This window comes from Bacteroides sp. Marseille-P8574, from assembly GCF_902825465.1.
Taxonomy (GTDB): domain Bacteria; phylum Bacteroidota; class Bacteroidia; order Bacteroidales; family Bacteroidaceae; genus Bacteroides; species Bacteroides uniformis.
Genome location: NZ_CADEBE010000001.1, coordinates 41,898 through 55,410, shown reverse-complemented (window position 1 = coordinate 55,410; position 13,513 = coordinate 41,898). Strand labels below are relative to the sequence as shown.

Sequence of the window (13,513 nt, the reverse complement as noted above, 5' to 3'; positions counted from 1 at the left end):
TAATTCTTTAATTCGTTTCAATAGCCCGTGGCAATGATGCTCAATATAACAATGAAAATATTGACAATGAACAATACTTCCAAGCGCAGCGGCTTGTCACCGATAGCATATCGCAGCAAACGGCTACCGGCACCGACTGCAAGGAAAGTAACACCGGCTGCTATCCATGAGAGACTGCCGAAATCAAGACCGGGAAAAGAGAAAAGCAGTAGCGCCAGGACGTAGCAGATTACTCCGCCTATCAGTATGCCGGGGTATAGCTTCAGCAAGAGGGTGACCGCTTGTTTGAAGGCCGTGTTGCGGGTACGCATTTCTGCGAAACAGTCGAAACAGAAAGCTATCATTACGGCAGCTTCCAGGGTGACACATACCGACAAGTTCAACATCTGCGGGCGGGAAGCAAAAAAAGATGCCACCACGGTCTTGGACTGTTCCGTCATCCACGGAGTCACCAGCCACGCAAAAAAGGCACAGCCTGCGGCAACCGTCCACATTCCCCAGCGGGGATAGAACCCCACCTTCAATAGAAAATTGAGGGCGATGAATAGGGCTAACAGATGAATGACGTATTCCATAATACTCTGTTTCTTATTCTTTTTTCCTTCTCTTCAACAGTACGACCAATCCGATGAAGCCTATGATGACAAGAGTGCCTGCAATCACTCCGTTCACTCTGTTCTTACGTACCGTTTGTTCGGAAGCCAGTTTGTGTTCTTTCAGTACGACATTCTTGTCATTGGTTACGGATGCTTCGTGTACCTCCTGCATGTTTCGGGTATAGGTCTGCTTCTCACTATTGTTCAACCGGTCGGCAACGAACGATTGGAGCCTGGTATTGTCACAAACGAACTCTGTGCAGGCGGCACCCTTCTCGCGTGTGATTTGTGCATGCAAGGAGGCGGTGGTTTTCAGTTGCTCATCAGATGCTTTCCAGTAACCTTTGCGGGCACTTTCCAGCATGACGGCTGTCATGGCCTGGAATGCGGCGGGATTGACACGGAGGAAGTATTCGTGAATGCCCAGCTTATTCTCATCCTTTATATATATTCTATATAAGTCATTGAACAGTTCCTTGTCTATGGCCGACGGACGCATAACGTGCCAGCCGAAGATGTTGCGGAAGATTTCGCCGAACATCTGCGCCGAACCTTCCCCGCCTTTCATCCGCTCTTGTATAAAGGTAGGGTTCAAGACGGTGGAACGTGTCTCTACGGCAATGGCCTCTTTGGCATCCTGCATGCGGCGGTTGGTCCGGTTGCGGTAGTCTGCCATATAGGCATCCGGTTCCTTGCCGGTCACGGTTTTGACGGTGAGCGAGAGTCCGCCCGTAAATTCATATACATGGTCCAGAGAGATGGGGCCCCATGTGTTACTTTGACGGGGCTGGATGACAACATCCGTTTCGGACAGTGCTGAGGCAAACAAACCTTCCTGGACGTCTCCCCAATTTTCGTCGTCCCCATAAGAGGCACCCATATTGTTGAGATATCCTTCCGCTATTTCCTTTTCGCTTTCCCACGAACCGCTGTGCTCGGTATAGGCCATCATACCGGTACTGTATCCGCTGTTGACCGGTCCGAATACACGCATCACAGACATTTCACGGGCACGTTTGGGGGAAGTTCCCTTTTCTACCAGTAATTTTTCCTGCAACAATGTACCTGATGCCACGTAGTTGGAATAGGTCTCATTCCCGGCTTCCGATGCCAGACGTATGGCATCGGTCAGTAGTTTCAGGCGGGAACCGGCGATGTCGCGCAGTTGCCCGGAGACTTGCACCAGCACATTGATGCGCGGACGTCCCAGTTCTTCGCTGGGCACCAGTTTCAAGTCGACCACTCTGCCTTGGTCATCGCGTACGGGTTCTACTCCCAACATCCAGAATACTTGAGCGAGTGTGGCTCCTTCCGTATTGATGAATTCGCCTGCCCAGAAGGTATAGCTTACTTTCCGGGGATATTTGCCGTGCTTGCTGATGTACTGTTTTAAAGTCGCTTCTGCCAATCGCTTCCCATCTTCCCAAGCCCTTGGGTTGGGAGTATTCTCGGCGTTGATGCTGTACATGTTGCGTCCGGTGGGCAGAACGTTCGGGTTCAGTACGGGGTCACCTCCCGGAGCGGGAAATACGGTCCCCCCGCTGAGTGCACGCACCATGGCATTTTGCTCGTTGGCGGTGGAGGCCAGCAACTGTTCGCGATAGAGCAGGGCGGGGCGAAGCTCCGGTGCTACAGATGCAGTATCTTTGGGTGGATTCTGGAGTAAGGCAGTCAGTCTTTTCCTGGCAGCAGGCAAGTAGTGGTGGGCTATATAGGTAAAGTCTTGCAACTGCTTTGTGGTGATTTTACCTTTATCGCGGTCCTTGCGGGCCGTTTCGTATGCCAGCGGGTCGGCAGCGACGGCGAGAGTGGTAGTCAGCAGGTCGCGGTCAGAATAAGGCTCGTTCATGGTGTAGTACGCACCCAGTATCTTTTCGTTGGCTATCTCTTCGGTGAAGGCATCCAGACGTTCCAACTCCTCGGCTGTATAGGGTTCGCCGGATATGGAATCCAGATTGAGGTCGCGGTGCAGCCCCAGGCGCATGGCCTCTTTTTTGATGTTCATTCCCAGAGCCCGGTGTTTGGCAGTCCCTTCGTCCAGCACTTTGTGAATATCTTCCAGCAAGGCCGAATAGCGTTGGCGCATACCGCTCTCCACGTAGGGCGGAGTGAGATGGGTGACCAGTACAGCATGTGTTCGGCGTTTAGCAATGATACCCTCGCCTACGTTTCCGGTGGTATAGAAGTAGAAGTGGGGGAGGTTACCAATCAGTACATCCGACCAGTCGGCCTGCGACTGTGCCACATTCTTTCCGGGAGTATATTCCAGGTTGCCGTGGGTGCCGAAGTGAATCACCGCATCTGCTTTGAAACCTTTTTGCATATACAGATAAGGAGCCAGATAACTGTGGGGCGGCGCCACCGGCATACCGTGCACCAGTTTGAACTCATCATCTCCCAATGCCGGGCGGGGCTGGGGGAAGAGCAGGATATTGCCGAATTGCAGGCAGGCAATGGCGATACTATCTTCTGTTGCCAGCAGATTGCCGGGCGCATCTCCATATCTGTCCGTCACTTCCTGATATTTCTCGGGAAGGAGTACTTCGTGTGCCCATTGTTCGTATTGCTCGGTAGACAACCATACCGGGTGTGCTGTTTTCAAAAACTGTTCTTGCGCTCCTTTGGCATACGAACCCATGACGGCACCGTCACGATGTATCCGCTTGCCGAACTCCTCTACAGTGGCAGGCAGTCCGCCGACGTCGTACCCTTCCGAGCGCAGGCGTTTCAAGAAGTTGTAGAGTGAAGGAATCACTTCCATTCCGCTTGCCAGCAGAGCGTCTTTTCCCGGAGTCTTGAAGTAGCAGATGGCAACACGCTTTTCTTTGTTGGACATGTTTCTCAGGGACATATATTTGGTAATATGGTCCACTACAGCATCTATCCGTTCATTCTCGGCGGTGTACAGATAATATCCCTGCTTGTTTTTGTTTTGGGTGGCGATGCAGAGGGGCAGCATGCCTCCGTCTATCTCCGGCACCACTATACGGGCAGTCAGCGTACCGCCGCTGACGGGGGTATTGGGGTTCAGCCATTCCTCGTGGGGCTGAATCAGCGGGAAAGGCATGAATAAAGGAATGTTTTCCTGGTGCAGCCAGTTGATGAGTGAGTCATTGCCCAGCCGTCCCATAGGTAGGTAGACTACTGCATCGGGATGGAGGGTACGTATCATATCGGCACGCGGTTGGCCTCCGGCAGTGAAAGGGTAGACATTGAAGCCTGCTTGTGTCAGGCGTGTGATGAGGGAATCTACGTGGGCACGGTTTCCTTCCATCGGAAAGTTGAGTCCGGAAATCAGGGCAAGGTTGCGTCCGTCCTCATGGTAGAGATTTTTTTCTTTCAGATAGGCAGTTACCTCTTGCGGAGTACTGAAGTAGCAGCCGTATTCGCGGTGGTAGAACATGTTCTCTAGCAATGGGATGGGAGGCTCGTAATCTTGGTGTCCCCACCGGTGGGGAGTGGCAATGTGGCGCAGGTAGAGTAAGGCATTCCGGTAGTTGTGTTTGTTGCCGTTCTTGAGGTACTCCCGCAACGTGTGCTGTTGCTCGTTGGTGATGTTATAGTTGATGGAGAAAGCGGAGTTTCGTAACGTATTGGTAAAGACCGGTACTCCGCCGGCACCCACCCGTTCCACTTCGGCAACTTGGCTGTCATCGAGATACAAGCCCCTGCTGTACATCACGATGGCGTCATAGCCGGAAAGGTCCTTCACATCTTCTTTTTTGATGCAGTTGACTTCTATCCGGGCACAGTCATTGTTCAGGGCAATGTCGGCAGCTTGTGCCAGGGTTGCGTTGATAATAAGTATACGTGTAGGAGCCAGCCAGTATTGATAGGCCGCAAAGCTGCAGACAATCAATAGGGCTATGCTGCCGAGGAATATTCCAAGTCTTTTCTTATTCATACAAGTTTATTCTCGTTAATAGAGTTTTTGTCTTTTGCAACATTTTCTTCTTATATAATTCACACTTAACGCCACACCCGTGATGCAAACGGCTGTACCTCCAAGCAGCAATACCCAAAGCACAGTCTTGCGCAGGGTGGCATTGGAGTTCAGACCGGGCAGACGCATGCGGTGCAGGGCTGTATAGCTCCAGTATTTCCAGCGGGAGGAAGTGTCTGTATGGCGGATGATTCCCGTTTCCGGGTGAATGTAATAGACGCTCCGGTCCGGGTCGTCCACCGTAATCTTCCACACGGGAAGCTGGGGGCGTCCGCGATACATATTGCTCATGTCGCGATAGTAGGTCTCGAAATGTTCGAGCCGGGAGATGCGTATGCCGGGGATATGTTGTGAAGAATCACGCCGGGAGGCATAAATGCTTTCCACGCCTTTCAGGATTTCTTCTTCGGAGAGTTGCAACGGACGCGGCAGGCTGTCGGTGGCATCGATGTAATATTCGTTTTTGCTGTCTTTTACGATGTAGTAGGGATGTTCGCGGAAGTTGCGCCACTCTATCTGTAAAGCTTGGGGATAGGCGGCTATGACACGGCGGTAGTCCAGGGGGTAATCCTCCGGTTGTGGGGCACGGGCATGGAGCGTGCGTGTGGCGCTGCCTTTCTTCAGTGCCGGTTTATGAATCCATTCGGGAATGTCTGCCAAAGACATCATGCCGCTGAAGGTGAAGGTCAGTACGAAGATGCCGAAAAATATTCCGCTGACGTAGTGCCAGTGATACCATCTTTTTCGGTAGGGAGAGAATTTGGAGTGACGGTTGCGGTGTGTCTTGCGCCATACATCCACAGTTACCCAGATGCCGGCAATAACCATGAGGCAGCCCAGAGCTGTGAGCCAGATGACGGTTTTAGTCCAAAGGGCGGTGTCCTGCCGCAGCCAGGTGAAGTACACCCAGTGGGGGATGGCTCCCAGCCATGCCCAGAAGCGTTCGCTTTTGTTGGAGAACTGCAAGACTTCGCCGTTTTGCGAGCCGAGATAGAGTTGTGTCCCGGCATCGTCAGCAAAGTATATTTTATAGACGGGCATTTCCTTTTTCAGTTCAGCGAAGGGAATCCATTGGTCCAGAGAGTGGAGGGTGTCGATGCGGGTAATGGGAGAAGAACACCACAAAGCTGCTGTTCGGTGCAGGTGCTCGCTGTCCAAAGAGGGTCGTGAGATGGTGGAATCGGCAAGGAAATGAAACGTGCCTTTTGTGGTACTAAAGCTGAACTCGGGGTGTCCGGCATTGAGGTTCAGTATCGTAGACCTGACCTTTACGCCACGGGGCAGGCGGGCTGTGACGGAGGAGATGTCCGGAAGTGAGTCTCCGGCTTGGGAGAGCATTTCCAGCTTTTGCATTTTTTCCTTGGCGCTGACACGGGGAAAGCGGTGGTACATCATCACGAAGGCGGAGAGGAACCACATGAGAAATAGGATACAGAGCAAAGTGCCCAGTATCCTATGAATAGAGTACATCAGTTTGGTGATAACATTCATTGTCGTTCGCGTTTTTCTTGCAAAAGTACAAGATGATTCAAGAACACTAAATACCCACTAATGGGTATATTATTCAGTGTCTTTTCCGGCAGCATAGGCCGCCTTCTTCGTCATGATGTCCAGCATGCGGTGCTTCAGTCCGAAACGGATATGGTCAATGAATATTTCTTGAATTTCCGGAATTTGTCCCAGTCCTTCCAGTTGTGCACTGACGGTGAAGCCTTCTTTCTCGAGCATCTCCTTCCACTCTCCGGCAATGTCGTTTTTGGCATGGTCTCCGGCAACAAACATGAAGGGGATGAGGGTCACACGTTTGGCTTTCCCGGCTTTCAGTTGTGCCAGCATGGTGTCAAAGGTAGGATAACCTTCGATGGTGCCCACATGGAAATTGGCCAGTCCGCCTGCTTTCAGCATATAGTCCATCTGACTGTAGATGGCGGTACTAGGGGTATAGGTACCGTGCCCCACAAGGACGAAGTGTTCTTTGGAAACTTTCTTGCCTTGTGCCGGGGCGTTGTAGCGGTTGCCCAGAATATCTGCCACCTTCTCTGCATCTTCTATAGAGTAGAGCAGGGGAGTACCTACACGTATTTCCTTGAAGAAGGGCAGTGCACTTTCCACATCCCTGCGGAGTGATTCCATTTCTACTCCGTCAATGATGTTGGTGCTCTGCACGATGAGGTGTGTGTAACCTTCGCTGCGCAGTTTCAGCATGGCATCCAGTGGAGTCAGCTTCGTGGTGCCGCGCTCTTTCAAGCGGCGGATAATGATGCGCGACGTATAGGCTTCTTGGAACTTCAACTCCGGGAAGGCAGCTTGTGCCTTGGCGTTGATGGCATCAATGGTGAGGGCACGGGTATCGTCATGCGTAGTGCCGAAGTGCACCATGAGCAGGGCGGCCTTGTCACCGGGTTTCATACTTGCAAGCATATCGCTGTGCTCGTAATTGCCTCCCCCGTGCGCATGGCAAAGGAGGGAGGTGCTTAGTAAAAGTAATAAAGAAAGAATCTTGTTCATAGATTATTTATCGTTTTCAATCACTCTAAGCATATCGAAATAATAACCTTCGGCAATTTCTGCGCCTTTTTCTACTTTACCGGTTGCTATGTCATAGATGTAGATACAAGGATTGGCTTTTTCTGTATTTACGCCGATGTATGCCTTACCGTCTATAATAACGGAGCGTTGTGCAAATCGTCCGCCACTGTAAGGTATTTCTTGTCCGTTATAACTCAAGCGTTCTTGTGTTCCGGTATTGATGTTGATGATAGAATAATAGTGGCTGTAACTGTCGATGGCAGTACCGGCTGCATCATTACGTGCATACACGAGGGCTTTACCGTTACCCAGGTTTTGGATGGTGAGCAGTTTACCGTCGGCGTTGGGATATCCCTCATAGCTTGCATCGAAGTCTGTTTCACCTTTCTTGATGCGGAGCAGATGGCCTTGTTCTATGTCATTGGCATCAGTGAATGCAGCCAAGTAGAGGTTACCGTCTGCATCATACATCACGCAACTTTGCATCAGTTCTCCGTAAGCGCTTCCCGCCATTTCTCCGGCAAGGGTATTGACCTTGTTACTTTCCACTTTCATGTCCGAGGGATTGATAACTGCTGTCAGGAAGTTTGAGGTTGCCTTTCCACCTCTGCCTGATTTGTCTTTACCGAAGTAGAAGTAATATAATTTACCGGCCTTTTCGTTGTAGGTCAGAATGCCGGAAGCTGTGAATACTTTTGCTCCTTCTGGCAAAGGAAGGTCCAGTGTTCCTTCGGTAAGGATACGCATGTCGTCAGCATTCAGCTTGGTCCAGATAACTTTGTCCGCATTACCATTGGCTGCCATGATAATCAGGGTATGGTCATCCAGCCAGGCATGTGTGTAGCCGCGTACTTTGAAGGTATTCTGTACAAATGTTTGTTCTTGGACTATTTTGATGGAATTACCGGTTACCTGCAATTTAGTAAATCGGTCGTTTGAGTTTGGCACTTGATAATAGTATTTCCCTTTGACAATGGCTTCCATGGAATAAGTGTTGTTTTCACTTCTGAACTCAACACCGTCATTCTTTATGTCAATGACTTCCATATCTGCCGTAAGGCTGTTTACACTTTTTACAATGGTACCGTCACCCTGGTTCATACCACCGTGTTTGCCGATAGTCATAAAAATATCAAAGTGATAATCGGAAAGTTCCGGTTGCGGGTCTGGATCCGGGGTGGGGTCTGGATCATTGTTGTCAGAACATGCACTGAATGATAAGGTCATGGCTATGGCCATAAGAATACCAGATAAAAGATTTAGTCGTTTCATTTTAAATAAAATTAGTTAGTTGATGAATAATCTGAATTTGGCGAAGAATGCTCGTCCGGGCTTTTGCAGTTTATAGTTATCATAGGCCAATTTGTCGAGTAGGTTCGAGCATTCCAGCGAAATATTGTATCGTCCTCGTTTCCATGAATAGGTGATGTCGGCATTGCAAATGTGTTGTGCCGGGATGCGTGCCTTGCTTTCGCGAGAGCCATAGGCCTCCCATGTCAGGAAAAACCAGTGCACCCACTGATAACTGCAACTCAGCCGTAATTTGCTTTCGGGCAGAACCACATTGTGGAAAAGATAGCTTGCTTCTGCACTTCCGAAGAGCCAGGGGCGGTTGGGTACCCGGTTGTTGTAAGTTGCCGAAGGCTTCCCGTCAGTCTTGTATCTGTTCTGGTCGCGTGCCTCTTGAAAACTGACATTGGTGGCAAGCTGTAACTTGCTTTGCCAGTCGTAACGTACTTCTCCTTCTATGCCCTTGATATGTACAGCCGGAACATTCTTATATTGCATCATACCTTCTTTGGTTTCTACGGTGGCTTGGATATAGTCGTCCACATAGCGCAGGAAACCGTTTGCTTCATAATAAAGTGTATGGCCGGGGGCAGGATGCCATGTGCCGAAGATACCCAGATTGATGTTGTCGCTGCTTTCGGGTTTCAAGGCTACATTGGCATATATGGTGGTACCGTTTCCCAATAATTCGCGGGCAAGGGGCAGCCGGACGCTGTGCTCATAGGAAATTTTAATGGATAAAGGTTCTATGACTGTGTAGCGTGAACCGATACCGTAGCCCCAATACTTTTTGGTTATTGTCCCTTTTACATCCTTCGATCCGGTGATGCTGGATAAATCTGTTTGCCGGATATTCAGGTGGTTGATGTAGTTCTTTACAAAAAAGGTATTGCTCATTTTTTCTTCGAGAAGGGATTGATTGTAGGAGAAGCCTGTCACATGTTTTGCCAGAATATCATTGGAGGCTTCAAAATCAGTATCCGCTTCATCATAGCGGTCATTGCCGATGCGGCTTAATAGATAGTTTAGGTTGAGGGAGTGATGGTTGTTCAACCGATAGTCCAGATTGGCGCGGCCAATGGTCAGGGGACGTTTGTAATGGCGCATCGAACGGCCCCGTCCTGTGATTTCGTTACGTGAACTTACGATATAATCTCCGTTCCAGTCATACTTACGGTAGGCTGTATCTGTGGTCAATGAATGGTCCCAAGTGTGCGAGAGTGCGGTATTCAGCTGCATGTTCTTCCAAATGAAATTATGCTTTTGATAGCGGGCTGAAATGTTCCAGGCATCGGAGCCTCTTTCTGCCATTCCATATACCTTACTCTGTACAGAGCCTGTTTGCAACTCCTTGTCTACTTTGGAGTAAGAGGCGGAAACAAAAAAAGCATCTGCCCAGGACTTATTGGCAAAGCCGATTTCCATTTGTCCGAACAGTGAAAAATAGTCATCATGGAAGCGTCTACGGTCAGTCAGAATGTATTTGCGGCTGTCTTCATCCCAGACTTCGACATCTCTCATCATATAATCGTTTTTGGAGTAATTGACCCCAAAGGTGGGTTTAATGATCAGTCCGGTTCGAGGCTCTACAAACTGGGCATTCAAGTCTGCCTTGTGAGTATGGAAGGAACCGATACCGTAAGAGACATCCAGATAATTCTTCTTCTCTTGTTTTGTAATGATATTGATGGCGCCTCCCAATGCATCTGTACCCAGACTGGCAGGTACTACTCCTTTATAAATTTCAATCCGGTCGATGATATTGACCGGCAGATTTGCCAATGAAACGCCGCTGCCTTTTGTGTCCAATGGTATTCCGTCTAAGAAATAACGTATGGAATTACCAGACATTCCGTTGATGGAGAGGTCGAAGTCCGAGCCAACTCCGCCTTCCTCTCTCACCTTGATGCCCGTTGTACGGTTCACCAGGTCGTTGAGGTTATTCAGTGAGTTTACTATCGGCTTGATGTCGAGTGCATTGACAGCAAAGGCCCCTTCCTTCACTTTCTGCGTTTGGGTCTTTCCGTAAACCTCGACAGAGCTCAGTGTTACGGCACTTTCCTGCAATGTAAAGTTCTGTTTTTTATCCTGCCGGATGTCGAGGGATTGTTTCACGGTTTGGTAGCCCAGGAAGGAGACGACGAAGGTATGTTTGCCCGGAGCGACTTGCAGTGAATATTGCCCACGGTCGTCCGTATAAGTGCCGGAGGTGGTGTTTTCCACTGCGATGGTGGCTTGGGCTACCGGTGTCCCGTGCTGGTCTATGACTTTTCCGGATAAGGTGACCTTATTCTGTGCCATACTACCTGCAGGAAGCAGGCAAATAAATGTAAATAGCAGTCCTGTGATGAATCTCATTTCAGTTCCTTATAAGCGTTCGTAACTTGCCCTCAAGGAAAAAAATGAACAAAGAGAAAGATTCCTTTATATGGATAAAGAATGCCCCGACTCAATGTTTTGTTGCTTTATTCCCCGAAAGCACTAAAACTATGTTGTCTTGGCAGGTCTTCTGACTTATCCCTCTTTGAATGCCTTCCCATCCGCCAGGCGGACAGTGGCTTGTAGAATATTCAAAGATTTTGGAAGGACTTACAGCAGCGGGTCTGTTCAGGATTTGCACCTGATTCCCTTTTTCATCACTCATCTCCAACAGAACCGGGAGAGGTGAAACCAAAACTGGGACAAAGATAACAAAAACTATTAGGTTTGCGAATACTCCTGATAATTTTTCTTATCTTTGCCCGCGAATTGGTTCCGGATGCATGTTTCCATCATCTGGATTAAAAGGGAATCGGGTGTAAATCCCGGACAGTCCCGCTGCTGTGAAGCTCCGTTTATATCATGAAAAACACCTTTGCCACTGATATGCATTGAAATATCGGGAAGGCTTCAGGATTAGGAGTCAGTCAGAAGACCTGCCATTCATTAAAGGCTGCCTTTGCTCGTGGGTTAGGAAGACAGTACGAAGATATTAGTTGAACATTTAAACAAGAAATGGAATGCCTTTGTTGAAGGTATGTCCGAATTGTGGTGTGACTATATATATCCTTTATATATTAAAGAAAAAGTAAAATGATTAAGAAAGTATTGATTGCCAACAGAGGTGAGATTGCCTTGCGCGTCATGCGTTCGTGCCGGGAGATGGGACTGCTTACGGTTGCGGTCTTCTCCGAGGCCGACCGCACCTCTCATCATGTGGCATATGCCGATGAGGCTTATCCGATAGGACCGGCCGTGGCAAAAGAGAGTTATCTGAATATTGAAAAAGTGATTGCCACGGCAAAGCGATGCGGTGCCGATGCCATCCATCCGGGTTACGGCTTTTTGTCGGAGAACTCGGAGTTTGCACGCCGTTGCAAGGAGGAAGGGATTATCTTTATCGGTCCCGCCGCCGAGACGATGGAGGCGATGGGCGACAAGATAGCTGCCCGCAAGCGAATGATTGCGGCAGGCGTACCCGTGGTTCCCGGAACGGAACAACCTTTGCAGAGTGCCGAAGAAGCCGTGCGTATCTGCAACGAGATAGGCTACCCCGTGATGCTGAAGGCGTCTATGGGTGGCGGTGGTAAAGGTATGCGCCTTATCCATAACGAGAGCGAAGTGGTGGAAGCCTACAACACGGCACGCTCCGAGTCCATGTCCTCCTTTGGAGACGACACGGTCTATCTGGAGAAGTTCGTGGAAGAACCGCATCACATCGAGTTCCAGATATTGGGCGACAACCACGGCAACGTTATCCACCTTTTCGACCGCGAATGCTCCGTGCAACGCCGCAACCAGAAGGTGGTAGAAGAAAGCCCGTCACCCTTCCTTACGCCGGAATTGCGCCGGGAAATGGGAGAGAAGGCGGTTGCTGCAGCAAAGGCAGTGAACTACTCCGGTGCAGGTACCATCGAGTTTCTGGTAGACAAGAACCGCCGTTTCTATTTCCTCGAAATGAATACGCGCCTGCAAGTGGAGCACCCCATCACGGAAGAGGTGGTAGGCGTAGACCTGGTGAAAGAGCAAATCCGTATTGCCAACGACGAGGTGTTGCACCTCAAGCAGGAGGACCTGTTCCAGCGCGGTCATGCCATAGAGTGCCGCATCTGTGCCGAAGATACGGAAAACAACTTCATGCCGTCTCCCGGTGTCATCAAGCAACTGACGGAACCGAACGGAATCGGTGTGCGCATAGACAGCTATGTGTACGACGGCTATGAGATTCCCATCTACTACGACCCCATGATAGGTAAGCTCATCGTATGGGCAACCACCCGCCAGTATGCCATCGAGCGTATGCGCCGTGTGCTCTATGAGTACAAGATTACGGGCGTAAAGACCAACCTTGCCTATCTGAAGCGCATCATGCACGTGCCCGACTTTGTGAAGGGAGAGTACAACACCCTCTTTATCGAGAAGAACGCCCGCATGCTGGTACGCACCAATACCACCAACGAAGAGTTGGAGAACATTGCCATGATAGCCGCCTATATGGACTATCTGGTTAATCTGGAGGAGAACGTTTCGGCACAGCTGTCCGATGGCCGCCCCATCAGCCGTTGGAGGGAATTCGGCTTGCAGAAGGGAGTGCTTAGGATTTAAGGAATGGAAAATTGATAATGGAAATTTAATAATGGAAATACATATAGGAGACCGTATAGCAGACATTACCCTGGTGGGTAAGGAAGGGAATAAGGTTCAGCTTACCATTGACGGAAAGCCCTACGAAGTGGACATTGTGATGGCAGAGAACGGAAGTTGCTCCATCCTGCACAACGGAAACTCGTTCAATGCAGGCCTTGTGCGCGGCGAGGGAGGAAAGAGCTATGACATCAGCATGCTCCAGCGTTCCTTCCACGTAGACATTGTAGACACGCAAGCCAAGTATCTGCACATGAAGAAAGGAGCCGACGAGAAGCAGGGCGACAAGATTCTGGCGCCGATGCCGGGCAAGGTAGTGAGCATCCCCGTCAAGGTGGGCGACCGACTGGCTGCCGGAGACATTGCCGTGGTGCTGGAAGCCATGAAGATGCAGAGTAACTATAAGGTAAATGCCGACTGCATCGTCCGCAACATCCTCGTGAGCGAGGGCGAACCGGTGAATGCCAACCAGGTATTGATTGAATTGGAGTTGATAAAGGAGGAATAATCCCGAGTCGCATTCAGTCCGTAT

8 protein-coding genes and 2 riboswitches are annotated in these 13,513 nt (G+C 49.9%); of the genes, 2 read left to right on the top strand and 6 right to left on the bottom strand.

Going from position 1 to position 13,513, the window contains the following annotated elements; all coding sequences use genetic code 11:
• Positions 1–17: 17 nt before the first annotated feature.
• The 6 genes from HUX74_RS00230 to HUX74_RS00205 form a co-directional block, all read right to left on the bottom strand.
• Positions 18–575, bottom strand: coding sequence for a hypothetical protein (locus HUX74_RS00230; protein WP_117599535.1), 558 nt, complete (start codon positions 573–575; stop codon positions 18–20).
• Between the two features lie 13 nt (positions 576–588).
• Positions 589–4,500, bottom strand: coding sequence for a cobaltochelatase subunit CobN (locus HUX74_RS00225; protein ID WP_174645988.1), 3,912 nt, complete (start codon positions 4,498–4,500; stop codon positions 589–591).
• A gap of 15 nt (positions 4,501–4,515) precedes the next feature.
• Positions 4,516–6,030 carry a PepSY domain-containing protein gene (locus HUX74_RS00220; RefSeq protein ID WP_174645987.1) on the bottom strand — a complete coding sequence of 505 codons (1,515 nt, stop codon included), beginning with the start codon at positions 6,028–6,030 and terminating at the stop codon, positions 4,516–4,518.
• 69 nt (positions 6,031–6,099) lie between these two features.
• Complete coding sequence (locus tag HUX74_RS00215) at positions 6,100–7,047, bottom strand: sirohydrochlorin cobaltochelatase (protein WP_119961912.1); 948 nt, start codon at positions 7,045–7,047, stop codon at positions 6,100–6,102.
• A gap of 3 nt (positions 7,048–7,050) precedes the next feature.
• A complete protein-coding gene (locus HUX74_RS00210; protein WP_174645986.1) occupies positions 7,051–8,340 on the bottom strand; it encodes a hypothetical protein in 1,290 nt (429 codons plus the stop codon).
• A 15-nt stretch (positions 8,341–8,355) separates the two neighbouring features.
• The gene (locus HUX74_RS00205) at positions 8,356–10,716 is read right to left on the bottom strand and encodes a TonB-dependent receptor (protein WP_174645985.1); all 2,361 of its coding nucleotides are present in this window, start codon (positions 10,714–10,716) and stop codon (positions 8,356–8,358) included.
• 123 nt (positions 10,717–10,839) lie between these two features.
• Positions 10,840–11,048, bottom strand: a riboswitch (cobalamin riboswitch).
• Positions 11,049–11,090: 42 nt separating this feature from the next.
• Positions 11,091–11,296: riboswitch (cobalamin riboswitch) on the top strand.
• A gap of 134 nt (positions 11,297–11,430) precedes the next feature.
• Between HUX74_RS00205 and accC the strand changes: the two genes are divergently transcribed.
• Positions 11,431–12,942, top strand: a complete 1,512-nt coding sequence (gene accC / locus HUX74_RS00200; protein WP_117748818.1) for an acetyl-CoA carboxylase biotin carboxylase subunit — start codon at positions 11,431–11,433, stop codon at positions 12,940–12,942.
• A 31-nt stretch (positions 12,943–12,973) separates the two neighbouring features.
• Positions 12,974–13,489 carry a biotin/lipoyl-containing protein gene (locus HUX74_RS00195; RefSeq protein WP_005836686.1) on the top strand — a complete coding sequence of 172 codons (516 nt, stop codon included), beginning with the start codon at positions 12,974–12,976 and terminating at the stop codon, positions 13,487–13,489.
• Positions 13,490–13,513: the final 24 nt, after the last annotated feature.